At 71.3% G+C, this 26,148-nt stretch carries 23 protein-coding genes; 10 read left to right on the top strand and 13 right to left on the bottom strand.

Annotated features, from left to right (window positions below):
• Window positions 1-90 precede the first annotated feature (90 nt).
• Window positions 91-750: an alpha-ketoglutarate-dependent dioxygenase AlkB gene (locus ABZX90_RS33335; protein WP_351130226.1), complete on the bottom strand. Its 660-nt coding sequence runs from the start codon at window positions 748-750 to the stop codon at window positions 91-93.
• A gap of 59 nt (window positions 751-809) precedes the next feature.
• Here ABZX90_RS33335 and ABZX90_RS33330 point away from each other — a divergent pair, with 59 nt between their 5' ends.
• Entirely contained in the window at window positions 810-1,964 is a 1,155-nt protein-coding gene (locus tag ABZX90_RS33330) for a methyltransferase (RefSeq protein ID WP_355211163.1), read from the top strand.
• A gap of 195 nt (window positions 1,965-2,159) precedes the next feature.
• On the top strand, window positions 2,160-3,557 hold the full coding sequence (locus ABZX90_RS33325; RefSeq protein ID WP_355211160.1) for an FAD-dependent monooxygenase: 1,398 nt from the start codon (window positions 2,160-2,162) through the stop codon (window positions 3,555-3,557).
• 125 nt (window positions 3,558-3,682) lie between these two features.
• Here the strand turns inward: ABZX90_RS33325 and ABZX90_RS33320 are convergent, their stop codons facing one another.
• From ABZX90_RS33320 to ABZX90_RS33310, 3 genes are all read right to left on the bottom strand, one after another.
• Window positions 3,683-4,915 (bottom strand): MAB_1171c family putative transporter, encoded by a 1,233-nt coding sequence (locus ABZX90_RS33320; RefSeq protein WP_351130122.1) that lies wholly within the window; start codon window positions 4,913-4,915, stop codon window positions 3,683-3,685.
• A gap of 599 nt (window positions 4,916-5,514) precedes the next feature.
• Window positions 5,515-6,366 (bottom strand): class II fructose-bisphosphate aldolase, encoded by an 852-nt coding sequence (locus tag ABZX90_RS33315; RefSeq protein WP_355211157.1) that lies wholly within the window; start codon window positions 6,364-6,366, stop codon window positions 5,515-5,517.
• Window positions 6,367-6,399: 33 nt separating this feature from the next.
• On the bottom strand, window positions 6,400-7,281 hold the full coding sequence (locus tag ABZX90_RS33310) for a sugar isomerase (protein ID WP_355211154.1): 882 nt from the start codon (window positions 7,279-7,281) through the stop codon (window positions 6,400-6,402).
• 121 nt (window positions 7,282-7,402) lie between these two features.
• Here ABZX90_RS33310 and ABZX90_RS33305 point away from each other — a divergent pair, with 121 nt between their 5' ends.
• The gene (locus tag ABZX90_RS33305) at window positions 7,403-8,182 is read left to right on the top strand and encodes a DeoR/GlpR family DNA-binding transcription regulator (protein ID WP_355211151.1); all 780 of its coding nucleotides are present in this window, start codon (window positions 7,403-7,405) and stop codon (window positions 8,180-8,182) included.
• 191 nt (window positions 8,183-8,373) lie between these two features.
• On the opposite strand, the gene ABZX90_RS33300 is transcribed toward ABZX90_RS33305, so the two are convergent.
• Entirely contained in the window at window positions 8,374-9,489 is a 1,116-nt protein-coding gene (locus tag ABZX90_RS33300; RefSeq protein WP_355211148.1) for a GNAT family N-acetyltransferase, read from the bottom strand.
• 481 nt (window positions 9,490-9,970) lie between these two features.
• Between ABZX90_RS33300 and ABZX90_RS33295 the strand changes: the two genes are divergently transcribed.
• From ABZX90_RS33295 to ABZX90_RS33285, 3 genes are all read left to right on the top strand, one after another.
• Complete coding sequence (locus tag ABZX90_RS33295) at window positions 9,971-11,416, top strand: glyceraldehyde-3-phosphate dehydrogenase (RefSeq protein WP_355211146.1); 1,446 nt, start codon at window positions 9,971-9,973, stop codon at window positions 11,414-11,416.
• 431 nt (window positions 11,417-11,847) lie between these two features.
• Window positions 11,848-13,014, top strand: coding sequence for an MFS transporter (locus tag ABZX90_RS33290; protein ID WP_355211239.1), 1,167 nt, complete (start codon window positions 11,848-11,850; stop codon window positions 13,012-13,014).
• 314 nt (window positions 13,015-13,328) lie between these two features.
• The gene (locus tag ABZX90_RS33285; protein WP_355211143.1) at window positions 13,329-14,117 is read left to right on the top strand and encodes a maleylpyruvate isomerase family mycothiol-dependent enzyme; all 789 of its coding nucleotides are present in this window, start codon (window positions 13,329-13,331) and stop codon (window positions 14,115-14,117) included.
• Window positions 14,118-14,153: 36 nt separating this feature from the next.
• Here the strand turns inward: ABZX90_RS33285 and ABZX90_RS33280 are convergent, their stop codons facing one another.
• Window positions 14,154-14,567, bottom strand: a complete 414-nt coding sequence (locus ABZX90_RS33280) for a MarR family transcriptional regulator (RefSeq protein WP_351130108.1) — start codon at window positions 14,565-14,567, stop codon at window positions 14,154-14,156.
• Window positions 14,568-14,652: 85 nt separating this feature from the next.
• Here ABZX90_RS33280 and ABZX90_RS33275 point away from each other — a divergent pair, with 85 nt between their 5' ends.
• Both ABZX90_RS33275 and ABZX90_RS33270 read left to right on the top strand, forming a co-directional pair.
• Window positions 14,653-16,140 (top strand): MFS transporter, encoded by a 1,488-nt coding sequence (locus ABZX90_RS33275; protein WP_351130106.1) that lies wholly within the window; start codon window positions 14,653-14,655, stop codon window positions 16,138-16,140.
• A gap of 284 nt (window positions 16,141-16,424) precedes the next feature.
• A complete protein-coding gene (locus ABZX90_RS33270; protein ID WP_355211139.1) occupies window positions 16,425-16,757 on the top strand; it encodes a DUF6332 family protein in 333 nt (110 codons plus the stop codon).
• On the opposite strand, the gene ABZX90_RS33265 is transcribed toward ABZX90_RS33270, so the two are convergent.
• From ABZX90_RS33265 to ABZX90_RS33255, 3 genes are all read right to left on the bottom strand, one after another.
• Window positions 16,718-17,383: a response regulator transcription factor gene (locus ABZX90_RS33265; protein ID WP_351130101.1), complete on the bottom strand. Its 666-nt coding sequence runs from the start codon at window positions 17,381-17,383 to the stop codon at window positions 16,718-16,720. The genes ABZX90_RS33270 and ABZX90_RS33265 overlap by 40 nt on opposite strands.
• A complete protein-coding gene (locus ABZX90_RS33260) occupies window positions 17,380-18,615 on the bottom strand; it encodes a sensor histidine kinase (protein ID WP_355211136.1) in 1,236 nt (411 codons plus the stop codon). Before ABZX90_RS33260 ends, ABZX90_RS33265 begins: the two co-directional genes overlap by 4 nt.
• A gap of 94 nt (window positions 18,616-18,709) precedes the next feature.
• Window positions 18,710-19,444 carry a TetR/AcrR family transcriptional regulator gene (locus tag ABZX90_RS33255; protein WP_355211133.1) on the bottom strand — a complete coding sequence of 245 codons (735 nt, stop codon included), beginning with the start codon at window positions 19,442-19,444 and terminating at the stop codon, window positions 18,710-18,712.
• A 229-nt stretch (window positions 19,445-19,673) separates the two neighbouring features.
• On the opposite strand from ABZX90_RS33255, the gene ABZX90_RS33250 reads away from it, so the two are divergent.
• Window positions 19,674-20,123, top strand: a complete 450-nt coding sequence (locus tag ABZX90_RS33250; protein WP_351130093.1) for a nitroreductase family deazaflavin-dependent oxidoreductase — start codon at window positions 19,674-19,676, stop codon at window positions 20,121-20,123.
• A 15-nt stretch (window positions 20,124-20,138) separates the two neighbouring features.
• Here ABZX90_RS33250 and ABZX90_RS33245 read toward each other — a convergent pair whose 3' ends face one another.
• Window positions 20,139-21,386, bottom strand: a complete 1,248-nt coding sequence (locus ABZX90_RS33245) for a geranylgeranyl reductase family protein (protein WP_351130090.1) — start codon at window positions 21,384-21,386, stop codon at window positions 20,139-20,141.
• 176 nt (window positions 21,387-21,562) lie between these two features.
• Between ABZX90_RS33245 and ABZX90_RS33240 the strand changes: the two genes are divergently transcribed.
• A complete protein-coding gene (locus ABZX90_RS33240; RefSeq protein ID WP_355211128.1) occupies window positions 21,563-22,918 on the top strand; it encodes a dipeptidase in 1,356 nt (451 codons plus the stop codon).
• A 482-nt stretch (window positions 22,919-23,400) separates the two neighbouring features.
• On the opposite strand, the gene ABZX90_RS33235 is transcribed toward ABZX90_RS33240, so the two are convergent.
• The 3 genes from ABZX90_RS33235 to ABZX90_RS33225 all read right to left on the bottom strand — a co-directional run bounded on the left by ABZX90_RS33235 (window position 23,401) and on the right by ABZX90_RS33225 (window position 25,980).
• Complete coding sequence (locus tag ABZX90_RS33235) at window positions 23,401-24,441, bottom strand: NUDIX hydrolase (protein WP_355211236.1); 1,041 nt, start codon at window positions 24,439-24,441, stop codon at window positions 23,401-23,403.
• Between the two features lie 131 nt (window positions 24,442-24,572).
• On the bottom strand, window positions 24,573-24,770 hold the full coding sequence (locus tag ABZX90_RS33230; protein ID WP_351130086.1) for a hypothetical protein: 198 nt from the start codon (window positions 24,768-24,770) through the stop codon (window positions 24,573-24,575).
• A gap of 256 nt (window positions 24,771-25,026) precedes the next feature.
• Window positions 25,027-25,980 carry an ROK family protein gene (locus tag ABZX90_RS33225; RefSeq protein ID WP_351130221.1) on the bottom strand — a complete coding sequence of 318 codons (954 nt, stop codon included), beginning with the start codon at window positions 25,978-25,980 and terminating at the stop codon, window positions 25,027-25,029.
• Window positions 25,981-26,148 lie beyond the last annotated feature (168 nt).

The following is a 26,148-nucleotide window of genomic DNA, read 5'->3' as shown; positions in this document are numbered from 1 at the left end:
TCCGCGGGGCCGTGCAGAGGAGACACGCGGGCGCGGCGCCCGGCTTTCGGATCGCATCCCGGCCGCGCGGCCGGGAACGCGGGCCCTGGTCTAGAAGCCGCTGACCCGGAGCGTGACGTTCAGCCGCCCGGTCAGTCCCAACTCGGGGGGTGCCGTGCCCGCGTACACCCTCGGCACTCCGTGAAAGGCGAGCCGTGACTGGCCGCCGAACACGAAGAGATCGCCGCTGCGCAGCTCGACGTCGGTGTACGGCCGCGCCCGGGACTCCGTGTTCCCGAACCGGAAGACGCAGGTGTCGCCCAGGCTCAGCGACACGACCGGAGCGTCGGACGATTCGTCACTGTCACGGTGCATGCCCATGCGGGCTTCGGCGTCATAGAAATTGATCAGCGCGATGTCGTACGAGGCGGACCCCTCCGGGCCGAGGGCCTCGGCGCCGAGGGCGTCCGTCACCGCTTCCCGGGCCAGCTCGCCGAGCCGGTCGGGGAAGGGCTTCACCGGGGAGCCGTCGCCGTCGACCACCGTGCGGGCGTAGGCGTACGGGTACCAGTGCCAGCCCAGACAGACCTGCCGGGAGGTCATCGTGCCGCCACCGGGAGTGCGGACCGTGCGCAGGCCAGCCGGCGGGCGTGCCCAGCCGCGGCAGGCCTCCAGCAGCTGCCGCTGACGGTCGGCCTCCAGCCAGTCCGGGAGGTGCACCGCGCCGGGCGCGATCTCCGTCCGGTCGCGGGGGAACAGCTCCGCGTCCATCGACATGCCCCCATCCTCGCGCATCCGGGACGGTCCGCGTCGCATAGCCTGGACCCACGATGAACGACCGTATGACCACACCCTGGGGCGATTACGAGCTCGCCCGCTTCCCCGAGGACCCACGCGACCGGCTGCGCGCCTGGGACGCCGCCGACACCTATCTGCTGCGGCACCTCGCGGAGAGCGACGTCCCCCTGACGGGTTCGGTCGTGATCGTCGGTGACCGGTGGGGCGCGCTCGCCACGGCGCTGTCGTCGCGACGGCCGACACAGATCACCGACTCCCTCCTCGCGCAGGAGTCGACCCGCGCGAATCTGGCGCGGGCGGGCGCCGAGGAGTCCGCGGTCCGGCTCCGCACGACCCAGGACCCGCCTCCGGAGCGGATCGACGTACTGCTCGTGCGGGTGCCCAAGAGCCTCGCCCTCCTGGAGGATCAGTTGCACCGGCTGGCGCCCGGCGTGCACGAGGGGACGGTCGTGGTCGGCACCGGGATGGTCAAGGAGATCCACACCTCGACACTGCATCTCTTCGAGCGGATCCTCGGTCCGACCCGCACCTCGCTGGCCGAGAAGAAGGCCCGGCTGATCTTCTGCACCCCTCTCCAGGGGATCGCGCGGAAGGCCAACCCCTGGCCGTACAGCTACCAGCTCCCGGACGACGTCGGTGTGGTGTCCGGCCGCACGGTCGTCAACCACGCGGGTGTCTTCTGCGCCGACCGTCTCGACATCGGCACCCGCTTCTTCCTCCAGCATCTGCCGCGCAGCCGGGGCACCGAGCGGGTCGTGGACCTGGGCTGCGGCAACGGCGTGATCGGTACGGCGATGGCGCTTTCGAATCCGGACGCCGAGGTGCTGTTCGCCGACGAGTCGTACCAGGCGGTGGCCTCGGCGGAGGCGACCTACCAGGCGAACGCCGACGGGAGCGCCGATTTCCGTGTCGCCGACGGGCTGGCGGGCGTCCCCGCCGGGAGTGTCGACCTCGTCCTGAACAATCCGCCGTTCCACTCCCACCAGGCGACCACGGACACGACCGCCTGGCGGATGTTCTCGGACGCCCGGCGCGCGCTGCGGCCGGGCGGCGAGCTGTGGGTGATCGGCAATCGCCACCTGGGGTACCACCTGAAGCTGCGCAGGCTCTTCGGCAACAGCGAACTGGTCGCGGGCGACGCCAAGTTCGTGATTCTGCGGGCCGTGAAGAAGGACGTCAGCGCATAGACGAACCCGGTTCGATGACGTCCGGCACGCCCTCTGACCAGCCTGGTCATCGACCGGCTCACACCGGACGCCGGCGGCGGGAGGACACCCGGCTCGTCGCCGAACAACAGAACGGGCGCACTTTCCGATCTCCCCTGTACGCCTGCGTGTTCGATCGTAGAGTGAGGGCGCTCACCAAGGACACCTGGGGGAATCATGTCGCGCCGCGCTGTCGTCATCGGTGGGAGCGTGGCCGGTCTGCTCGCCGCAGCCGCACTGTCCCGGTCCGTGGACGAAGTGATCGTCCTGGAGCGCGACGAACTGCCCGAGGGGCCGCAGCCTCGCAGGCGGACTCCGCAGGCACGGCACGCTCACATCCTCCTGCCCAGCGGACGCGACGCCATCCAGGAGCTGCTCCCCCGAGTCGACGTGCGCGAGCGTCTGCTCGCGTCGGGAGCTCATGAACAGCCCCTCACCGACATGCTGGGCTTCGGCCCGCAGGGCTGGTTCCGCCGCTGGCCGACCGTGACCGACGAACTGTTGCTCACCTGCTGCAGCCGCGACCTGCTCGAATGGACTGTGCGCGGCGCGGTCCTGGACACCGCACAGGTCACGGTCCGCCGTGCCGAGGCGGTGTCCCTGCTGGGAACCGCTCAGCGCGTCACTGGTGTACGCGCCCTCTCCGACGGCGCCGAGGAAGACCTGCGTGCCGATCTCGTCGTCGACGCGAGCGGCCGGGGATCACGCGTCGAGCACTGGCTCGAGACGCTCGGCGTGCCGGGGATACCCACGGACGAGGTCGACTCGGGGCTCGTCTACGCCAGCCGGGTCTTCAGCGTGCCGAAGGGCGCGGAGCACTTCCCGGTGACCCAGGTCGAGGCGGACCCCGCCGACTCCGGGCCGGGGCGTTCGGGAAACCTGGTGCCGATCGAGGACGGCCGCTGGCTGGTCAGCCTCGCGGGCACCCGCGGCGGCGAACCCACCGCCGACCCCGAGGAGTTCACCGACTTCGCGCTCGGCCTGCGCCACCCCCTCATCGGGCAGCTCATCTCCGATGCCGAGCCGCTCGGCGACGTGTCCCTCAGCCGCAGCACCCGCAACAGGCGCCGCGACTTCCACAAGGCTGCCATGCCCGAGGGCCTGGTCGTGCTCGGTGACGCCGTCGCCACCTACAACCCCGTCTACGGTCAGGGCATGTCCATCGCGGCCCTCGGTGCCCAGACCCTGAGCCGGCAGGTGCAGCGGGCCGACGTCGCCTCTCCGGGGTTCGCCCGCGGCGTCCAGCGCGAGGCCGCCAAGTCCGTCTCGGCCGCCTACACACTGAGTACGTCCCAGGACCAGTGGTTCCCGGAGGTCGTCGGCAAGGCGCCGACACTCGTGGACCGGCTCCTCAGCCGCTACATGGGCCGGATGGCACGCGTGGCCACCACTTCGTACCCCGTGTCCGCGGCCATGTGCGCGGTCCTCACGCTCCAGGCGGACGCGAGCGCCCTCGTGCACCCCAAGCTGCTGCTCGCCACTCTGAAGGGTCCCGTCCTGGAGCCCCTGTCCGGGCCGCCGCTGACCGACGAGGAGAGCGCCTTCCTCGACTCGGTGGGCCCGATCCCCGTGTGACGGTGTCCGCGGCAGGGGCTTGAGCCCGGCGGTCCACGCGCGGAGCCCGGGTCTGGAGGTCCGCGCTCCGCGTGGGTCGTCCGGGGCCGGGCAAGGCAGCCGTACGCAGGCCACGGTGGGCGCGGTCAGGAGAGCTGTCGCACCGCGGTTCTCCGCGATTGGATCGCGGCGTCGACGATGGGGGTGCGCACCGCCCGCGACAGGCTCAGCAAGGACGGCTGGCCCGTGTCCAACGACCGCGAACCGGCGGCGGGACGTCGCACGCGTGCGCTGACGGAGACCACGACGTCGACGTCACCGACCGAGATGCCGATCGTGCCGGTCTCCGTGTCGGGGGACGGAGCCTCGGCGAGAGCGGCCACGGCGACCATCGCGGCCATCCCGATGACCTCGGCGTCCGCCGCGCAGGACCCGGCGGCCAGCGCCTCCCGATAGGCGCGGCGCCGCACCTGGTCGTCGAGTTGTCCGGAGAGCCGCTTGAGGCCGTCGCGGATGGCCGTTTCACGCGTGGTGAGCTGCAGTTCGACGTCTCCGATCGTCCGCCACGACAACGCGGCGACGCCGCGCCGACGGCTGGTCGGTCCCGTCAGCAGACAGAACAGCGGGCGCAGGCGTACGAGCGTGACGGCGGAGTCGATGCGCGGACCGACGAGGGGAAGGATGTAGCCCGCCGAGACGAGGCAGGAGCCGACGGCCACGAGCGGTGCGACGCTGGTGCTGAGACCGTCCCAGCGGTGCCCGAGCCAATGAGCCGTCAGCGCGACGGACTTGACGACGCTGTAGGCGCTGGTGAACAGCCAGCCGAGCACGAGCAGGGCCAACGACCCGCGGGTCCAGCGCTTGACCTTCCGTGTCCAGCGCCAGCACAACAGGGTCGTCGTCACCGCCGCCACCATGTGCGCCGCCAGGTACAGCACGATCATCTCTCGGATGAACGGAGTCGAGGCGTAGTAGGTGTCGAAGTCGGCCCGGCGCTCGACCGGCGCGTCGCCCAGCGCGAACAGGATGCCCTCGGCGGCGATGACTCCCAGATAGCTGAACAGCCATGCCCGGGACGTACGTCGTACCCGCTCGGGGTCACTGCTCCGCCAGTGGACGATGAGGATGAGGGACGCCGCGCCGAAGGCGGTCACCGCGCCGTAGGTCAGCGGCGCTGCCACATTGGGTATGCCCGTGAGGTTGTTGACCAGGGCGACGGTGGGCGGCGCGCCGAGCACGAAGCAGAGTCCCGACAGGAAGATGACGGCGCAGAAGGACCGTTTGAGGGGGTCTCTCCAGTGGCGGCGCAGGTCAGGCAGCTGGGCAGCGAGTCCCATCCAGAGGATGGCCGCGGCGAGGTAGTAGATCAGTCCGTTCACATCGGGCCCAAAGGCAGGTGCCGACGGACTTCTCGATGCGCGGCGGGGCGCGGACCGGTGGCGGACATCACGGTGTTCACCAGGGCGCACGCATCCTCGTCGCTCACCAACGTACGAATATCAGCCAGAAGTTGACCGCTCAAGGCCCTCTCCATCCTGCGCTCGGTCCAGCGCCGGCTCTGCCCCGAATCCCCCGCCAACCCCTGCTCCCCGCGTCAATGGGGCATACGGGCACCTGCCCGAGCGGCCTTTGGGCCGATGCCTCGCCCGCGAGCCTGCCGTGCCCTTTCGGCCTTCTCATACTTGTTCACAGTAGCCACCTTGTCACCCGCTCGAACTGTCGTCAGTGCAAAAGCACATGCGCGGCGGCGGCTCCGATCGGACCCGGCACCGGCGAGGTGAGCGCCCGGGGCCGCGCAACAGGCCGCATATCAAGCTGTAGGGGCACGTAGAGGACGGCGGGACCGAACCCGGTCCGAGGACAGCCACCATCGGACACCCTTGCGCCGAAGCGCTGTTCATGGCCGGGAGCGGTCGCCCGGGACAGCGATCGGCCCGGCAGCCGCGCCTGCGTCGCGGGTGCCGGGCCGAGTCGCCGGCTACCCCCGCAGCACGCCGATGAGCCCCGCCACCGTCCGTGCCATCGCCTCTCGTCCCACGCTGAGGTACTTCCGTGAGTCCACGGCTTCGGGGCTGGCCGCGAGGAACTCGCGGATGGCGCCGGTCATCGCGATGTTCAGCGCGGTGCCGACGTTGACCTTGGCGATACCGCCCTGGACGGCCGACCAGAGCTCGTCGTCCGGCACCCCGGAGGAGCCGTGCAGGACGAGCGGGACGCCGAGTGAGGCGGCCAGACGTTTGAGCAGGTCGTGGTCGAGGGCCGCGGTGCGGGTGGTCATCGCGTGCGAGCTGCCTATCGCCACGGCCAACGCGTCCACGCCGGAGTCGGCCACGAAGGCGCGGGCCTCCATGGGGTCGGTGCGGGCGCCGGGCGCGTGGGCGTCACGCGGCGGCTCACCGTACTTTCCGCCGATCTCACCCAACTCGGCCTCGATCCAGAGGCCTTGGGCATGGGCCCAGTCGGCGGCAGCCCGGGTCGCGGCGAGGTTCTCCTCGTAGGGCAGGCGCGACGCGTCGTACATGACGGAGCTGAACCCGGCACCGGGCGCCTGGCGCAGCAGGTCGTCGCTCTGGACATGGTCGAGGTGCAACGCGACGGGTACCGAGGCACGTTCGGCGGCCGCTGTCGCGGCGCGGGCCAGCGGGAGCAGCCGGCCGTAGCGGAACGTGACCACGTTCTCGCTGACTTGGAGCACGACGGGCGCGTCGGCCGACTCCGCGCCCGCGATGACGGCCTCGACGTGCTCCAGTGTGATGACATTGAACGCGGCGACGGCGGTCCGCGCCTCGGCGGCCCGGGCGACCAGCTCACCGGTTGCTGCGAGGGGCACAACTCCTCCTTCTCCGTGGGGGGTCGGGCCGGATCAGTGGCTCAGGATCACCGAGCGGGTGAGGTGGCGCGGCTGGTCGGGGTCCAGGCCGCGCGCCGCGGCGACGGCCACGGCGAGGCGCTGGGCGCGGACGAGTTCGGCGAGCGGGTCGAGACCGCCTTCCACCCACAACCCGCCGGTCCGCCGCACCTGTTCGGCCAGACCCTCGGGTGCCTCGCCGAGCATCCAGGTGGCGGTGCCGTGGGTGGTGATGCTGATCGGACCGTGCCGGTACTCCATCGCCGGGTAGGACTCGGTCCAGGCGAGGGACGCCTCCCGCATCTTGAGCCCGGCCTCGTTGGCGAGACCGACGGTCCACCCGCGGCCGAGGAAGGTGAACTGCGCGCAGTCGACGAGCCCTTCGGGCAGCGGCGTGTCGAGCGCGGTGCGCGCGTCGGCGACCACGGCGTCGCTGTGGAGACCGAGGTGGGCGCGGAACAGCGTGAGCGCGGTGGTCGCGAACCGGGTCTGCACGACGGACCGCTCGTCGGCGAAGTCGAGCACGACGATGTCGTCCGCGGACTCCATCACGGGCGTGTGCGGATCGGCGGTGACAGCGGTCGTACGGGTGTGTCCGCGCAGTCGGCCGAGGAGTTCGAGCACTTCGGTGGTCGTCCCGGAGCGCGTGAGGGCGACCACCCGATCGTAGGAGCGGCCCTCCGCGAACTCCGAGGCGGCGAAGGCGTCCGTCTCACCCTGCCCGGACTGTTCGCGCAGTACGGCCGCGGCCTGCGCCATGAAGAACGAGGTGCCGCACCCCACGATCGCGACGCGTTCCCCCGCCGACGGCAGTGCCGCGCCGTGCTCGGCCGCCTGTTCGGCGGCGCGGATCCAGCACTCGGGCTGGCTGCTCAGTTCGTCCTCGACATGGGTCATGCCCTACCCCTCCCATGGATGCTTGTTTGTGCAAGATATAGCGAGCTTTCGAGCACAATCAAGCAAATGAGCTGAGGTGAGGTGCGTTAGGGTCGCGGAAGATCGAAGAATGGAGGGTCGGATGTCGCGCGACGCCCGTTGGAAGGCGCTGCTGGAACTGCTCGTGGAGCGGGGCCGCCTGGATGTCGAGGAGGCCGCGACACGACTGCAGGTCTCGGCGGCGACGATCCGGCGCGACTTCGACCAGCTCGCCGAGCAGCAGATGCTCGTGCGCACCCGGGGCGGCGCCGTCGTGCACGGCGTCTCCTACGAACTGCCGCTGCGCTACAAGACCGCCCGCCACGCCTCGGAGAAGCAGCGCATCGCGAGAGCGGTGGCCGACCTCATCGCCCCCGGCGAGGCGGTGGGCCTCACGGGCGGCACCACGACGACCGAGGTGGCCCGCGCCCTGGCGGTACGCCCCGACCTGGCGTCGGGCTCCCCCGCGCTGACCGTCGTCACGAACGCGCTGAACATCGCGAACGAGCTCGCCGTGCGCCCCCAGTTCAAGATCGTGGTGACCGGCGGGGTCGCCCGGCCGCAGTCCTACGAACTCATCGGCCCTCTGGCGGACGGCGTGCTCGGGCAGATCACCCTGGATGTCGCGGTTCTCGGCGTGGTCGCCTTCGACGCCACGCACGGCGCCGCCGCCCACGACGAGGCGGAGGCCGCGATCAACCGCCTCCTGTGCGAGCGGGCCGAGCGCGTGATCGTCGCCGCCGACTCCAGCAAGCTGGGGCAGCGCGCGTTCGCCCGTATCTGCGCGGCCGAGTCGGTGGGCACGCTCGTCACGGACGTGGCGGTGGGGCCGGAAACGATCGCGCGGTTCGAGGAGGCAGGGGTCGAGGTCATCGCCGTATGACGCCGAGGCCGGCGCCCGACCTCGATGCCATCGCCGTACGACGCTGACGTGCCGCGCGACCGCACCCACGGTACGGGCGTGCCCGAAGGGTTCCCTCGTCCGAACCGTGCGAGCGTGCCCGAAGGGCTCCCCCGTCCGAACTGTGCGGCCTCAGAACCTCCCGCCCCCTCGGATGTCGCCGCGCGGCCGGGTCAGCCTGCCCTGGGTCCCACTTCGCCGGATTCCGCGCGACCCGACGCGCGCAGCGTGCCAACGGTCTTGAGGAGCCGGTCGGCCGGGTCCCGTAGCGTGGGATGGGCGAGGACCGTGTTCCGCAGACCGCGTACGGGCCTGCGCCAGAGCCGGTGCGCCGCCGCCACCGGATGGGGGCGGGCCGCGAACCCCTCCCCCACGCGCAGTTCGCGCGTCTTGAGCCAGTCCTTGTACTCCTTGTCACCGCGCCCCAGGTCAAGAAGGCTCACACCGTTCCGGCCGGCCGCCTCGGCGGTCCGCAGATGCATCATCAGGCCGGGCGAGTACCGGTGGAATTCGGGGTCGTACGCGGTGAACCAGGCGGCCAGTACCGTGCGCGACCGCGGTCCGAAGTGGGCGGCGACCGGCCGGTCCCCGGCGTAGAGCACGGACAGAACGCCGGTGAAGTGCTCCTCCCGGACGCCGAAGAGGTGGTCCACCAGGTCGACGATCCAGGGCCGCGCGAACCGGTCCATGCGTCCCGTCCTGCGGTACTGGGCGGACTTCCACTGCATGAGCGTGCGCAGCATCCGCGGGTCGCGCTCGTCGAAGACGAACCGCACCTCACCCACGTCGCGCCCGAGGCGCCGTTCCTTCTTCAGGGTCGTCTTCGCCTGGCCCGGGTAGGCGCTGCGCAGCCACCCCGGGTAGTCGCTGTCCCCCGGCTTCAGGTCGACGACCGGGGAGGCGAACCTCCCCGTAACGTATCTGCTGAAGGGCTGCTGCTCCTCGACGAGATGGTCGAACTCGAAGATGGACAGCCCGCAGGCGCGCAGCACCTCCGCCGCGTCCCAGGTGACCCCGGGTCTGTGCACCAGTGCCTGGCAGTCCGAGAGTCCGAGGCCGATGGCTCTCCCGACGCCGAAGACATTGCGCTCGTACGGCAGGAAACCGACGGGTTCCCCGCCCTCGCTCAGGACCGCGACCTGCGCACCGCCCCGGTACCTGCCGACCCCCGTCGCGAACTCCGGTGCCAGGAACGGATTGGCGTATTCGGGCGATGCGTCCATCGCCCGGTGCCAGGCCTCGCGCAGCGGGACGCTCAGGCCGTCGAGTCTGTGGATCGTGATCTCCACCTCAGATCAACCACCCTTCCGTAGGCGCTGCGAGAGAGGTACCGGTCACAGCACAGGCCAGTAGGGCGTGTGGATCCTTACTGCTGGATCGCATGGGCGACAGCTCCCCCCATGACGCGCTGTCCGCGTCCTGCCACTTTTCTGATTTTGCCGACCCGCACCGCAGAGGAGTCGTCTCCCGGTCGAGGACCGAGATCCGAACCAATCGGCAGGGGCTCAAACGTCGCGAAACAGTACGCACGCTGTCAAGGGTGCCTACCGCAACGAAAGGGTCCAGGACGGAAGACAGAGGCTTCGTCGTACTGGCGGACGACGTCCGTCAGCCGTCCGGCGAGCCCCCGGAGAGCCCGGATCCGACGCCGCGAACACCGCCACGAACGCCGCCGCGGACGTGACCTTCCACATGAGTGGACACCACATGAACGATCAGCACAACGGGCCGGTTAGCATATGAGCGCCGCCTAGCTCGAAAGATGATTCTGTGACTGTCAACGACGACGCGTTCACCAACTGGAAGACCCGCGAAGAGATCGCGGAGTCGATGATCCCGATGATCGGGAGGCTGCACCGGGAGCAGGACGTCACGATCCTCCTGCACAGCCGCTCCCTGGTGAACAAGTCGGTGGTGAGCATCCTCAAGACCCACCGCTTCGCCCGGCAGATCGCGGGCGAGGAGCTCTCGGTCACCGACACGCTGCCGTTCCTGCGGGCGCTCACCACGCTCGACCTCGGCCCGTCCCAGATCGACCTCGGCATGCTCGCCGCGACGTACCGGGCCGACGACCGCGGTCTGTCGGTCGAGGAGTTCACCGCCATGGCGGTCGCCGGCGCCACGGGCGAGAACAAGATCGAGCGCCGCGAGGGACGCGACGTCGTCCTCTACGGATTCGGCCGCATCGGCCGCCTCATCGCCCGCCTGCTCATCGAGAAGACCGGCTCCGGCAACGGCCTGCGACTGCGCGCCATCGTCGTGCGCCAGGGCGGCGACCAGGACATCGTCAAGCGCGCCTCGCTGCTGCGCCGCGACTCCATCCACGGCCAGTTCCAGGGCACGATCACCGTCGACGAGGCGAACAGCACGATCATCGCCAACGGCAACGAGATCAAGGTCATCTACGCCAACGACCCGTCCGAGGTCGACTACACGACGTACGGCATCAAGGACGCCATCCTCGTCGACAACACCGGCAAGTGGCGCGATCGCGAGGGTCTCTCGAACCACCTGCGCCCGGGCATCGACAAGGTCGTCCTGACCGCGCCGGGCAAGGGCGACGTCCCGAACATCGTGCACGGCGTCAACCACGACATGATCAAGCCGGACGAGCAGGTCCTGTCCTGCGCCTCCTGCACCACCAACGCGATCGTGCCGCCGCTGAAGGCGATGGCGGAGGAGTACGGCGTTCTGCGCGGCCACGTGGAGACCGTCCACTCGTTCACCAACGACCAGAACCTGCTGGACAACTACCACAGCTCCGACCGTCGAGGCCGCTCCGCGCCGCTCAACATGGTCATCACCGAGACGGGTGCCGCCTCCGCGGTCGCCAAGGCGCTGCCCGACCTCAAGGCGCCCATCACCGGCAGTTCGATCCGCGTCCCGGTGCCGGACGTCTCGATCGCGATCCTCAGCCTGCGCCTGGGCCGCGAGACCACCCGCGAGGAGGTCCTCGACTACCTCCGCAACGTCTCGCTGACCTCGCCGCTCAAGCGCCAGATCGACTTCATCAGCGCCCCCGACGCGGTGTCGAGCGACTTCATCGGCTCGCGCCACGCGTCGATCGTCGACGCCGGCGCCACCAAGGTCGACGGCGACAACGCGATCCTCTACCTCTGGTACGACAACGAGTTCGGCTACTCCTGCCAGGTCATCCGCGTCGTCCAGCACGTCTCCGGGGTGGAGTACCCGACCTACCCGGCTCCGGCGGTCTGAGCCAGGCGCGACACGCGGTTCGCCGTCCGAGCAGGTGGGACGGCGAACCGCCGAGCCGAGGGGCGACATGGAATCCCGACTCATCGGGGTCCCGGTCGCCCTTTCCCGCGCGGTGCCTCACCCGGCCCCCGCGTGTTCCTGCACGGTTTCCCGCCCTGCGTACGCCGGTTTCCCGCCCTGCGTACGCCGGTTCCCCGCCCTGCGTACGCCGGTTCCCCGCAGCGTCCCGCCCGGCGCACGCCCGCTTCCTTCACAAGGTCCCGCCCGGCGCACGCCCGCTTCCTTCGCGGGGGCCTCGGCCTGCCCGCACTCGGTTCGTTCGCCAGGCCTCGCCCGGTCCAGGCCGGCCCATCACGTCCCTTGCTCCGAGCGGAGCACCCGTCTAACGTGAGTTTGTGCCGCTAATAAACAAAACCAGCCCGCACAGCGTTGTGCCGGACCACTCCCTCACCCGACTCCGCATCACCCTCACCGCCTTCTTCGCCCTCGACGGCTTCGTCTTCGCCGGCTGGGTCGTCCGCATTCCCGCCATCAAGCACCAGACCGGCGCCTCCGCGGGCGACCTCGGCCTCGCCCTCCTCGGCGTCTCGGCCGGCGCGGTGATCACCATGATGCTGACGGGACGGCTCTGCCGACGGTTCGGCAGTCACCCGGTGACCGTGGTCTGCGGCGTGTTGCTGTCACTGAGCGTCGTCCTGCCCCCGCTCACCGACTCGGTGCCGGTCCTGGGCCTCGTCCTGCTGATCTTCGGCGCGGCCTACGGCGGCATCAACGTCGCCATGAACAGCGCTGCCGTCGATCTCGTGGCCGCGCTACGGCGCCCCGTGATGCCCGGTTTCCACGCGGCGTTCAGCCTGGGCGGCATGGTGGGGGCCGGGCTCGGGGGGCTGGTCGCCGGCCATCTGTCGCCGACGCGCCATCTGCTGGGGATCGCCGTCATCGGCCTGCTCGTGACCGCCGTCGCGGGACGCGCGCTGCTGCGGCAGGACGTCCCCGCGCCCCCCGACGGCCCGCGGAGTGACAAGAGCGCGGCGCACCCACGTGTCGACGGCCGCACCCGCGGCCCGGTCGTCGTCTTCGGGTTGATCGCCCTGTGCACGGCGTACGGCGAAGGCGCGCTCGCGGACTGGGGCGCGCTCCATCTGGAGCAGGACCTGGACGCGCACCCGGGGATCGCCGCCGCCGGTTTCTCGTGTTTCGCCCTCGCCATGACGATCGGCCGCCTGAGCGGGACGGCTCTGCTCGAACGGCTGGGCCGGACCCGCACGCTGGTCGCGGGCGGCACGACGGCCGCGCTCGGCATGCTGCTCGGTTCGCTCGCGCCCTCCATATGGGCGGCGCTGCTCGGATTCGCCGTCACCGGGCTCGGCCTCGCCAACATCTTCCCCGTCGCGGTCGAACGGGCCGGCGCGCTCGCCGGAGCGAACGGGGTCGCCGTCGCCTCCACTCTCGGGTACGGGGGCATGCTGCTCGGGCCGCCCGCGATCGGGTTCATGGCCGACTGGTACTCCTTGCCGACGGCACTCACGAGCGTGGCGGCGCTGGCGGCCGTGGCCGCACTGATCGGATTCGCGACGCGCCGGACCGCCGTGGGGTGAGAGACCGCGGGAACCCCGGGGCCAGAGGCGCGCAGAGCCGAAGACTTGCCCTGGTCGCGGGCGCGTCCAGGGCTCGTGCGCGGGCGTGCGAGAACAGCACGGAGCGGGCGTCTCTGCGCGCGGCGCGTGCAGAGACCCATACGCGTGCAGAGACCCATACCGTGGCAGAGACCCATGTGCGCCGACACGCGGACCTGCGCGCCCCCCTGTCGGTCAAAGGCACCCCCTCGGCCTCCCCCGGCCTCGCTCGGTCTTCCCCCCTCACCTCTGCCCCGGGCCGCCCGCGACCGCCCCGCATCGGGCACACTCACGGCATGGAGATTCCGGAGTACGTGGAAACCCTGGACCGGGAGGGCCGGTTGATGCTCGCGGCCGCCGAGGAGGCGGGCGTCGACGCCAAGGTCGCGGCGTGTGCCGGCTGGCAGGTCAGGGATCTGCTGCGGCACACGGGCATGGTCCACCGCTGGGCCACCGCGTTCGTCGCCGAGGGACACACCTCGTACCACCCCGACGGCGGACTGCCGGATCTGGACGGCGACGCTCTGCTGACCTGGTTCGGTGAGGGGCACCGTCTGCTCGTGGACACTTTGGCCGGCGCCTCGCCCGAGGTGCGGTGCTGGACGTTCCTGCCCGCGCCCTCGCCCCTCGCCTTCTGGGCGCGCCGGCAGGCGCACGAGACCACCGTGCACCGGGTCGACGCCGAATCGGCGCTCGGCGGGGAGCCGGCCGCGGTCCCGCCGGACTTCGCGGTCGATGGAATCGACGAGTTGCTGCGCGGGTTCCACGGGCGCCCGAAGAGCAGGGTGCGCACCGAGGAGCCCCGTGTGCTGCGGGTACGCGCCACCGATCACCCGGACGCCGTGTGGACCGTACGTCTGTCGCCCCAGCCGCCGCTCAGCGAACACGGCGAGCACCCGCGTGCGGACGCGAACACGGACGTGGGCGCGGACGTGGACGTGGACGTGGACGTGGACTGCGAACTGGCGGGACCGGCCGCGCGGCTCTACCTGGCGCTGTGGAACCGCGTGCCGTTCCCGAGCGTGACGGGTGACGCCTCGCTCGCCACCCTGTGGCGGGAGACGTCCGGCATCACCTGGAGCTGACGCGCGAAGCCGGAGCAGGGTGAACCGGACGACCGGTCACCCGCCGGAGGACGCCGGGCCGCCCGCCAGCATCCGCGCGAGGACCGCGCGCTGCAACGGCAGTACCTCGCCGTGCAGTTCCCGCCCCTTGGGCGTGATGCACACGCGCACACCCCGCCGGTCCTCCGGGCACATCCCCCGCGTCACGAGGCCGTCCTTCTCCAGGCGCCCGATCAGCCGGGACAGGGCGCTCTGACTGAGATGAACCCGCTCGGAGATCTCCTGGACGCGGAAGGAGGTGCCGCCGTCCGCCGCGGTACCCGCCGCCAGCACGTCGAGCACCTCGAAGTCACTGGCACCCAGGCCGTGTCGGTGCAGTTCGCGGTCGAGCTCGCAGAGGGTGCGGGCATGCACCGCGAGGATGTCGCGCCACTGGTCCACGAGCCCTTGCTCGGCATTCTTCGCCGCCATGCGCGCACCGTAGCAAAAAATCAACTTTGTTGCATCGGAATTAAATGCACTTGCATTGGATGCATGTGCATGTAGTGTCGCCGTCATGACCTCTCCGCTCACCCACCCCGCGCCCCAGGGGCGCTGGACCCCCCGGCTCTGGGGCACCCTGCTCGTGCTCTGCGCCGCGATGTTCCTGGACGCGCTGGACGTGTCGATGGTCGGCGTCGCGCTGCCGTCCATCGGCTCCGAACTCGACCTCTCCACCTCGACGCTCCAATGGATCGTCAGCGGCTACATCCTGGGATACGGCGGACTGCTCCTCCTCGGCGGGCGCACCGCCGATCTGCTGGGCCGCCGCCAGGTCTTCCTGGTGGCCCTCGGAGTGTTCGCGCTGGCCTCACTGCTCGGCGGACTCGTCGACTCGGGCCCCCTGCTGATCGCGAGCCGTTTCATCAAGGGCCTGAGCGCCGCGTTCACCGCGCCCGCGGGCCTGTCGATCATCACCACGACGTTCGCCGAGGGCCCGCTGCGCAACCGCGCGCTCTCCATCTACACCACCTGCGCGGCCACCGGCTTCTCCATGGGCCTGGTCCTGTCCGGCCTGCTCACCGAGGCGAGCTGGCGGCTGACCATGCTGCTTCCCGCGCCGATCGCCGTCGCCGCGCTCTTCGCGGGCCTGAAGCTCATCCCGCGCAGCGAGCGCGAGAAGGACCACCGCGGCTACGACATCCCGGGCGCCGTCCTCGGCACCGCCTCGATGCTGCTGCTCGTCTTCACCGTCGTCCAGGCACCCGAGGCCGGCTGGGGATCGGCCCGCACCCTGCTGTCCTTCCTCGCCGTCGCCGTACTGCTCACCGTCTTCGTCGGCATCGAGCGCCGCAGCCCGAGCCCTCTGATCCGGCTCGGCGTGCTGCGTTCCGGCAGCCAGATCCGGGCCCAGCTCGGCGCGATGGCCTTCTTCGGCTCGTACGTCGGATTCCAGTTCCTGGTGACGCTGTACATGCAGTCGCTGCTGGGCTGGTCGGCCCTGCACACCGCGCTCGCCTTCCTGCCGGCCGGCGCGCTGGTGGCGCTGTCCTCCACGAAGGTGGGGGCCGTCGTCGACCGGTTCGGTACACCCCGGCTCATCGCGGCGGGCTTCGCCCTGATGGTCGTCGGCTACGCGCTCTTCCTGCGCGTCGACCTCGACCCGGTCTACGCGGCGGTCATCCTGCCGACCATGCTGCTGATCGGTGCCGCGTGCGCCCTGGTCTTCCCCTCCCTCAACATCCAGGCGACCAACGGCGTCGACGACCACGAGCAGGGCATGGTCTCGGGCCTGCTCAACACCTCCGTGCAGGTCGGCGGCGCGATCTTCCTCGCGGTCGTGACGGCGGTCGTCACCGCGAACTCCTCCGAGGGCTCCTCGCCCCAGGACGTTCTCGACAGCTACCGGCCCGGCCTGATGGTGGTGACCGGCATCGCCTTCGTGGGTCTGCTGATCACTCTGCCCGGCCTGCGGACACGGCGTCCGCGGGAGTCCGTCGTCGTCGCCCAGTCCGTCCGGAAGGCGGCGGAGACGGAGACGGAGCGTGTCGCCGTCCGCGACTAGGGCCTGTCCGGCGGATCAAGTCGGAGGAAACCTGCGGCGCCTGATCAGCGCACGTGAGCGGGTCCTGGTGCGTCCAACTGCAAGGCGGAGGAGGGCGTCGACGCGGAGCATCGGCAACCGACGACAACGCCGCTGGGGGTCCCCCCTGCTCGAAAAGCTCGGGGGAGGGCGTGCCAGGCCCCGCATCTCCGGCATGATCCGCCGGACAGGCCCTAAGGAAAGCTCCCGACGCACGCGCCCGGCGGGTCCTTGCCCCGCCGGGCGCAGGCCTGTTGACTCGACGGATGAGCAACAACGGGGAGAGCAACAACAGTTACCGCGCTCGCGCGGAAGGGACGCCCGCTCGGCGCACCCAGGCGCAGCGGGACGCGGTCACGGTCGAGATCGGATACGCCCTGACCAGTGCGGCGTTCGTCGCGGCGGTCGCCTTCGGAGTCGTCACCGGGCCCGCCCTCTTCCTGGACCTTTCGCATGGCGCGGTACGGGCACTCGTCACCTCGGGGGCCGGCCTGGCCGCCGCCCTCTTCGCGCTACGGGTGGCCACCGTGCTGTACCGCTTCCACCACGTGGCCGCGCCTCAGCCCAGCCAGCCCGGTCGCACCAGCCCCGACTCATAGGCGAGCACGACCAGTTGGGCCCGGTCGCGCGCCCCGAGCTTCACCATCGTCCGGCTGACGTGGGTCTTGGCCGTGAGCGGGCTGACGACCAGACGGCGGGCGATCTCGTCGTTCGACAGGCCGATGCCGACCAGGGCCATCACCTCCCTTTCCCGCTCGGTGAGTTCGGCGAGGGACGCGGCGGACTCGGGCTCCTTGGAACGGGCCGCGAACTCCGAGATCAGCCGGCGCGTCACCCCGGGCGAGAGCAGGGCGTCGCCCTCGACCACCGCCCGTACCGCCCGCAGCAGTTCCTCGGGCTCGGTGTCCTTGACCAGAAAGCCGGAAGCGCCGGAGCGGATGGCCTCGAAGACGTACTCGTCTAGCTCGAAGGTGGTGAGCATGACCACCTTGACGTCCTTCAGGTCCGGATCGGCGGTGACGCGGCGCGTGGCGGCCAGGCCGTCCATCAGGGGCATACGGATGTCCATCAGGACGACGTCCGGGCGCAGTTCACGGACCGTGCGCAGCGCCTCCTCACCGTCGGCGGCCTCTCCGGCCACCTCGATGTCCGGCTGCGCGTCGAGCAGCGCCTTGAAGCCTGCCCTCACCAGTGACTGGTCGTCGGCGAGCAGTACGCGGATCACCGGTCCTCCTTGACCTTCCACGGCAGTACGGCCAGCACCCGGAACCCTCCGTCGTCGCGCGGGCCCGCCTCGATCGTGCCACCCAGGGCGGCCGCCCGCTCCCGCATCCCCGCGAGGCCGTTGCCGCTCCCGCCCGCGTCAGCGCCGGTGGCCGGCCCGTCGTCGTCGATCCGCAGGCGCAGCGCACCCTCCGCGTGATCGAGCCGCACCCGCGCGCGCCGCGAACCCGAATGCCGTACGACGTTGGTGAGCGCCTCCTGGATGATGCGGAACGCGGCGAGGTCGGTGCCGGGTGCCGGCGTCGGGACCTCGCCCTCGATCTCGACCGTCAGGCCGGCGCCCGCCGCCTGCTCGACCAGTTCGGGGAGCCGGTCGAGCCCGGGCGCCGGCGCGCGTGGCGCCTCGCCCGGCGCGCGCAGAGTGTCCAGCACTTGGCGGACCTCGCCGAGCGCCTCCTTGCTGGCCGCCTTGATGGTGGTGAGCGCCGTGCGCGCCTGCTCGGGGTCGGAGTCGAGCAGCGCCAGGCCGACGCCTGCCTGGACGTTGATCACCGAGATGCTGTGCGCCAGTACGTCGTGCAGTTCACGGGCGATCCGCAGCCGCTCCTCGTCCGCGCGGCGCTTGGCGGCCTGCGCTCGCTCCGCCCGGTCGCGCCTCCACTGGTCACGGCGCACGCGGACCAGCTCCGACAGTGCCACCACCGCCACGACCCAGGTGGCGATGCCGATCTCCTGCATCCAGGAAGGGGGGTTGTCGCCCGCCGGGGGCAGCCAGCGGTACAGCCAGTGGGCCACCAGGAGATGCCCCGCCCACAGCAGGCCGAGCGCCGTCCAGGCGGCCCTGCGATGCCCGGCGACCACGGCGCTGAAGCAGCCCACCGCGACAGGAAGGAAGACGGGCCCGTACGGATATCCCGCGCCGACATAGACCAGGGCGACCGCGGCCGTGCCGAACGCGACGAACACGGGGTACCGCTGCCGCCAGAGCAACAGGCCGGAGCCCACCAGAAGGAGCGCCCGGGCGAAGAGGTCCAGGGCGAGCCGGTCGCCGTGCTGGGCGTGGGCCGCGAAGTTGGAGCCGAGGAGCACGAAGGCGGTCAGCAGCAGCGTGGAACGCCACGGCCATCGCGCGCGGCGCTCCTCGTCGTTCCAGCGGTTCCACCCGGGCGGTCCGTGCCGCCACCAGGGTGGACCGCCCCACGCAGGGGCCGCGGGCGTGTGCTGCTCTTCCATGCCCGTCACGCTAGACGGCCGACCGGGGCCGCGGCGTCCGCCGGGCGAGGTGATCACCCGTACTCCCCGCGGAGTACACACCGGCGAACTGGGCCTATGGCGAAGGCCGTGTACCGGCCCCGGCAGTGCCCTCCGGCTCCGGATACACGAGCCCCACGTCGTGGGCGAGCCGCCCCACGGCGTGCAGGAAGAACGGCTCGCGGTCCTCGACGAGCCGGTTGAACTGCCCGAACAGTTCGAAGCCGATCAACCCGTAGAGCTGCGCCCAGGCGGCCACCAGCGCCACGATCACCTCGGGCGGCAGATCGGGCGCGAGATCGGCGGAGATCCGCTGCGCCTCGGTCTTCAGTTCGGCCGGCAGTGGCGTGCGGGCCACACCCTTGCCCCGATACGCGTCCCGGAGGACACCGATCAGGAGCAGGCCGACACGGGACGCGGCCGGAACGGTCTCCTGCGGCGCGTGGTACCCGGGGACGGGGGAACCGTAGATGAGCGCGTACTCGTGCGGATGCCCCAGCGCCCAGCGTCGCGCCGCCGCGCACACGGTGATCCAGCGCTCCCGGGGGCCGGCGGCGGCGACCTCGGCGTGCGCGGACTCGGCCGCCTCGCCCAGGGAGTCGTAGGCGTCGATGATGAGCGCGGTCAGCAAGTCGTCCCGGCTGGGGAAGTAGCGGTAGAGCGCGGAGGAGACCATGCCGAGCTCACGGGCAACGGCCCGCAGCGAGAGCTTGGCGGCGCCCTCCGCGGCGAGCTGTCTGCGCGCCTCGTCCTTGATGGCCGCGGTGACCTCGATCCTCGCCCGGGCACGTGCCCCCTGTGCGGTACTCATGCGGAACAGTGTCCCACGATTCCAGAGCAGTGCACACAAAGGAGAGCAGTGATCTGAAACTGGATCAGCGATCCATGAGGTGATCGGCGATCAAAAGCGAGATCGGCGCACCAAATCGAGAGCACTGCTCTTGCATTGGATCACCGATCTGCTGCAGACTGTACCCACAAGCGAGAGCGGTGCTCACAAAAGAGATCGACGCTCTCATCACGTATCTCAGGGGGTCACCGTGTCCACCCACGTCCAGAAGCCGGGCTGGTTCACCGTCAACGTCTTCAACCGCGCCGTGGCCTGGGTGACCAGGCGCGGCCTCAGCGTCTGGGGTTCGCGGGTCCTGGCCGTCCGGGGCCGCAAGAGCGGCGAGTGGCGCACGACGCCGGTCAACCTGCTCACCGTGGACGGCGAGCAGTACCTCGTGGCCCCCCGCGGCCATGTCCAGTGGACGCACAACATGCGGGCGGCCGGCGGGGGCGAACTGCGCCTGGGCAAGAAGGTCGAGGCCTTCACCGCCGTCGAGGTCGCCGACGACGACAAGGTCTCGCTGTTGCGCGCCTACCTCAAGCGCTGGAAGGCCGAGGTCGGTGTGTTCTTCGGCGGCGTCGGCCCCGACTCGTCCGACGAGGAGCTGCGGCGCATCGCTCCCGACCACCCGGTCTTCCGGATCACGGTCAGGAGCTGACGCCCATCACGTCCGCTAGCCTTCCGCCCCCTGCGGCCGGCGGTCGATCGCGGTCAGGGCCCGTCCGACCATCGGGCGGGACCGGATGATCTCGCCGAGCGTGGTGGAACCGCGGGTGATCCCAGTGAAGGCCTTCCACACCGGGCGGAGGCCGGTGAGCCCAGCGTGGAACATGCCGGGGCGACGCTCGAAGGCCGCGAGCAGGCGCTTGCCGACGCTCATCTCGACGCCGAGCCCCGCCTTGATCGCGAAGGCGTAGTTCAGAGCCTGCCGCCGGGCGTCCACCGCGTCGTGCGCCTCGGCGATCCTGACCGCCCACTCCCCCGCGAGCCGCCCGGAGCGCAACGCGAACGAGATGCCCTCCCGGGTCCAGGGTTCGAGCAGTCCCGCCGCGTCGCCGCAGACGAGCACCCGGCCGCGGGACAGCGGCGAGTCGTCGGCGCGGCAGCGCGTCAAGTGGCCCGAGGAGATGGCCGGTTCGAAGCCGGCTAGGCCGAGCCGGGCGATGAAGTCCTCCAAGTACCGCTTGGTGGCGGCGCCTTCACCTCGTGCGGAGATCACGCCGACCGTGAGCGTGTCCCCCTTCGGGAAGACCCACCCGTAACTGCCGGGCATGGGACCCCAGTCGATCAGGACGCGCCCCTGCCAGTCCTCGGCCACCGTCTCCGGCACCGGGATCTCGGCCTCCAGGCCGAGATCGACCTGGTCGAGCTTCACCCCGACGTGCGCTCCTATCCGGCTGGCGCTGCCGTCGGCGCCGACCACCGCCCGCGCCAGGACGGTCTCACCGCCCTGCAGGACCACCGCGACCGTGCGCCGGTCCGGCACCGCCGATCCGTGCTGCTCGACGCGCGAGACCGCGGCACCCGTACGCAGCTCGGCGCCCGCCTTCTGCGCGAACTCGACGAGCTGCTGGTCGAACTCCGGCCGGTTGATCAGCCCGAACAGCATGTGCCGGGACCGCCGGGTGCGGGCGAACTTGCCGTCCATCGAGAAGGTGACCGCGTGCACCCGGTCCCTGAACGGCAGTTCGAAGCCGGGCGGCAGGGCGTCGCGCGAGGGGCCGATGATGCCCCCGCCGCATGTTTTGTAGCGGGGCAGTTCGGCTTTCTCCAGCAGCAGGACGCTGCGTCCCGCGACCGCTGCCGCATAGGCGGCCGAGGCGCCCGCGGGCCCCGCGCCGACGACCACGACGTCCCACACCCGCTGCTCGTCGTCCGCCGTCCGCCGCTCGTCGTCCGCCGAAGAGTTCTCGCTGCTCACGTTGGTCTACTGCTCCCAGTCCAGCCGCCTGCCGCACCTGTCCCCCGCATCCTACGGCGGGCATCGCCGCAGGCCGCTGTGGGAGGATCGGCAGCGTATGCGTCCTGCACACCAGTACGCATCACTCGATCATCTGTACACACAAGTACAACGTCGCACCTACGAGGAGCGTGCCCATGTCGTCGAATCCGGTCGCCGAGACCGTCGCCTCGCTCATGCCCCGGGCGAAGGCGGAGCTCACCGAGCTGGTGGCCTTCAAGTCGGTGGCGGACTTCGACCAATATCCGAGGAGCGAGAGCGAGGGCGCCGCGAACTGGATCGCCGACGCGCTGCGCTCCGAGGGCTTCCAGGACGTCGCCCTGCTCGACACGCCGGACGGCACCCAGTCGGTGTACGGCTTCCTGCCGGGCCCCGAGGGCGCGAAGACGGTCCTGCTGTACGCGCACTACGACGTGCAGCCGCCGCTGGACGAAGCGGCCTGGGCGACACCGCCGTTCGAACTGGTGGAGCGCGACGGACGCTGGTACGGGCGGGGCGCCGCCGACTGCAAGGGCGGCGTCGTCATGCATCTGCTGGCCCTGCGCGCCCTGAAGGCGAACGGCGGTGTGCCGGTGCACGTCAAGGTGATCGTCGAGGGTTCGGAGGAGCAGGGCACCGGGGGTCTGGAGCGGTACGCCGAGGAACACCCGGAGCTGCTGACCGCGGACACCATCGTCATCGGCGACGCCGGCAACTTCCGGGCGGGTCTGCCGACGGTCACCGCGACCCTGCGCGGCATGACCCTCGTACGGGTGCAGGTGGACACCCTCGAAGGGAACCTGCACTCGGGGCAGTTCGGCGGTGCGGCGCCCGACGCGCTGGCGGCGCTGATCCGCGTACTGGACTCGCTGCGGGCGAAGGACGGTTCCACGACCGTCGACGGCCTGGCGGGGGACTCCGCGTGGGACGGCCTGCAGTACGAGGAGCAGGCGTTCCGTGAGGACGCCAAGGTGCTCGACGGGGTGGAGCTCATCGGCTCCGGCACCGTCGCCGACCGCGTGTGGGCGCGTCCGGCCGTCACGGTGCTCGGGATCGACTGCCCGCCGGTCGTGGGCGCGACACCGTCGGTGCAGGCCGGTGCCCGTGCGCTGGTCAGCCTGCGAGTGCCGCCGGGCGTCGACGCGGGCGAGGCGACGAAGCTGCTGCAGGCGCACATCGAGGCGCACACGCCGTGGGGCGCGCGGGTGAGCACCGAGCAGATCGGTCAGGGCCAGGCGTTCCGCGCCGACACGTCGAGCCCCGCGTACGCGTCGATGGCCGAGGCCATGGCGGTCGCCTACCCGGGCCAGGAGATGCAGTCGGCGGGCATGGGCGGCTCGATCCCGCTGTGCAACACGCTGGCCTCGTTGTACCCGCGGACGGAGATCCTGCTCATCGGCCTGAGCGAGCCGGAGGCCCAGATCCACGCGGCGAACGAGAGCGTGTCGCCGGACGAGCTGGAGCGGCTGTCGGTCGCGGAGGCACTGTTCCTGCGGAACTACGCGGCGAGCTGATCCGCCGCGGCACGGCAGGGGCTCACGTCATCGGACGTGAGCCCCTGCCGCGTTCCGTCCCTGGACTCGGCGGAAGCCCCCCGCGAGTCGCTTCCCGACTCAGAAATCCATCGAGACACCCCGGGCTTCGCGCCGCTTCGCGCTTCGCACGGTGACGGCGGCGCACGCCGCGCCGAACGGTGGTGGTTCGCGCCGACCAGCGGCCCGTACGCACCCGGGGTACGGGCCAACCCGTGGTCCGTACGCGCCCGTTGCGGGTCCAACCCGTGGCCCGTACGCGCCCGTTGCAGGGGCCAACCCGTGGCCCGTGCACGCCCGTTGCCGCGCCAACCCGTGGTCCGTACGCACCCGTTGCAGGGCCACCCGCGGCCCCTACCCACCCCGTGATGCGGGCCTACCCGCAGTCCGTGCCCACCCGTCATGCGGGCCAAGGTGCCGGTGAAGTGCGCCGGTGAAGGTCGCCGGCGACGGCGGCCTCGACGTCAGCCGAGTGGCACCCCGGCCTCCAAGTACAGCGCCGAGCCGCGCTCGCGAGCCCGCAGGGCCCAGCGGAGCCGTTCGTAGCGCACCGCGGGGAGGAGATCCGCCGCCTCCTGCTCGGTGACGAAGCGCCAGCCACGCAGTTCCGGTCCGGGCAGCAGGAGGCCCCGCACGGCCTGTTCGTCGAGGTGTCCGCCGTCGAACAGGAGCCGCAGACCGCCGTAGCCCGGGGGCGCGGGCGACTCCCAGTCGACGACGAGGAGCGTGGGCACCTCGTCGAGGGTGAGTCCGGTCTCCTCGGTGACCTCGCGCATACCGGCGCGCGCGGGGGCCTCGCCGGCCTCGACGACCCCGCCGGGGAACTCCCAGCCGGCCTTGTACGTCGGGTCGACGAGCAGGACCCGGTCTCTCTCGTCGAACAGGAGCACCCCGGCGGCGACGGTCTCGGCGGTCGGTTCGGGGGTCTGCACGATGGCGCACACGGGCGCCTCTTCGGTACGTACGGCTTCGGCGATGCGCACGGCGGTGTCGTACGGGGTGAGCGCGCTGGTGTCCACGAGGTGGGCGTCGGCCGTGAGCCAGGCGAGCGCGGCACGGTACGACTCGATGTGGTCGTAGGACCACTGGCGCACCCGCATCTCGCCGTCGGGCAGGTCCGGGGGCACCTCGCGCCCGCCTATTCGCTCGCGCAGGATCGTTTCCGCCGGGGCGAGGAGCACATGGCGTACGGGAATCCGGCGCGCGGCGAGGCCGCCGAAGATCTCGTCGCGGTACTCCTGGCGCAGCAGGGTCATCGGGACGACGAGCACGCCACCGAGCTCGGCGAGCATCGCGGCCGCAGTGTCGACCACGAGTCGGCGCCAGATCGGCAGGTCCTGGAAGTCGCCGACCTCGGCGAGGTGCTTGGGCGGGAGCAGGTGCGTGAGTGTGCCTCCGACGACCTCGGGGTCGAAGAGTGTGCTGTTCGGGATCAGCTCGATCAGTTCCCGTGCGGTGGCGGTCTTCCCCGCACCGAACGCACCGTTGATCCAGACGATCACGATTCCCCCTCTTCTGTTGGCCCCCTGAGGCTTGCCCGCTCCACCCTGCCACGGAAACCAGCCGCTGATGAGGGCGCCGACAGCGCGGCGCCGGTGCCTCCGTAACGGGGGCACCGGCGCCGTGTACGGATCCTTCAGCTCTCCTGGCCGCCGAGAGCGCCGTCGTCGACCGCCAGGCTGTCGCTGCTGATCGTGTGATCCACGGTGCTGAGCGTGTCGTTGACGTTCAGGTCGCTCAGGGCGTCCGCGTCCAGGGCATGGGACGGGGTGATCGCCGCGACGACGAACCCGGTGGCGAGGGAGGCGATGGCGAGCATGCTGCGCTTCTTCATGCCCGGTTCAACTACGAAGGCCGGACGGAGTCACGGTTGGATCCGGCACCTTCATCCGGCCCGACGACGGACGCGCCCGGCGCTTCGGGCACACCCGGCACTCCGGACGCACGTGGCTCAGAAGCACGTGGCACTCAGACGCACGGGCACTCCGGGCACGTCGAACGACGCGGGCCGCAGCCCAGGAGCATCGGTCCGACGCGGGCTGGAGCCAGGAGCACCAGCCCGACGCAGGCCGCGGCCCAGAACCACCAGGTCAGACGCGGGCCGCGGATGCGGGCGCTTTGCGGGCGAGCGCGGCCGCGGCCGCGCCGACCAGACCGGCGTCCGTACCCATCAGCGCGGGCGCCACGGTCAGCCGCTGGACGAAGGACAGCGTCGCGTAGTCGGCCAGCGCCTTGCGCAGCGGTGTGAAGAGCACCTCGCCCGCCTTGCCCACTCCCCCGCCGATCACGGCGATGTCGATCTCGACCAGGGTCGCGGTCGCCGCGATGCCCGCCGCGAGAGCCTGCGCGGCCCGCTCGAAGGAGGCCACGGCGACCGGGTCGCCCGCGCGGGCCGCCTCGGCCACCGCCGCGGCCGAGGTGTCGCCGTCGGGGCCGGGCTGCCAGCCGGCCTCCAGCGCGCGGCGGGCGATGTTCGGACCGCTGGCGATGCGCTCGACACAGCCCCGGGAGCCACAGGGGCAGAGGTCGCCGTCGAGATCGACGCTGATGTGCCCGATGTGGCCCGCGTTGCCGGTGGGGCCGGGGTGCAGCTGACCGTTCAGGACGAGCCCGCCGCCCACACCGGTGGACACGACCATGCACAGCGCGTTGTCGTGGCCGCGGGCGGCACCCTGCCAGTGCTCGGCCGCCGTGATGGCGACGCCGTCACCGATCAGCTCGACGGGCAGTCCGCCCGCGGCCTTGGCGGCCCGCTCGACCAGCGGGTAGCCGCGCCAGCCGGGCACGTTCACCGGGCTCACCGTGCCCGCGGAGGCGTCCACCGGACCCGCGCTGCCGATTCCGAGGGCCCCGGCCCTGCTCCACAGCGGGGAGACCGTCAGCTCGCCGAGCACGTCCTCGACGGCGCGCATCACGGTGTCGCCGTCCTCCCGCGCGGGCGTCGCGCGCTGCGCGCGCAGAAGAATCCGGCCGTGGCCGTCCACCAGCGCTCCGGCGATCTTGGTGCCGCCGATGTCGAGCGCGGCCACGAGGTCGGTGTGCATCAGAGTCAGGTCTCCCATGGGGTGTCGTTACGGGCCCGCCGCGCCGCGGGTCCCGGGTCCCCGGCCGAAAACTGGGCAGGATCGGGTCCTGTAGTACGCCGCGCGAAGGGCGCCGGCGGACCACCGGGACCCGTGCGCCCTGGGGAAGGCGCAGGCCGGAGATTGCGG

It is taken from the genome of Streptomyces sp. NPDC002935 (assembly GCF_040611295.1).
Lineage (GTDB): Bacteria > Actinomycetota > Actinomycetes > Streptomycetales > Streptomycetaceae > Streptomyces.
The sequence above is the reverse complement of the archived record's forward strand: the minus strand, read 5'-3'. Positions and strand labels throughout refer to the sequence as shown.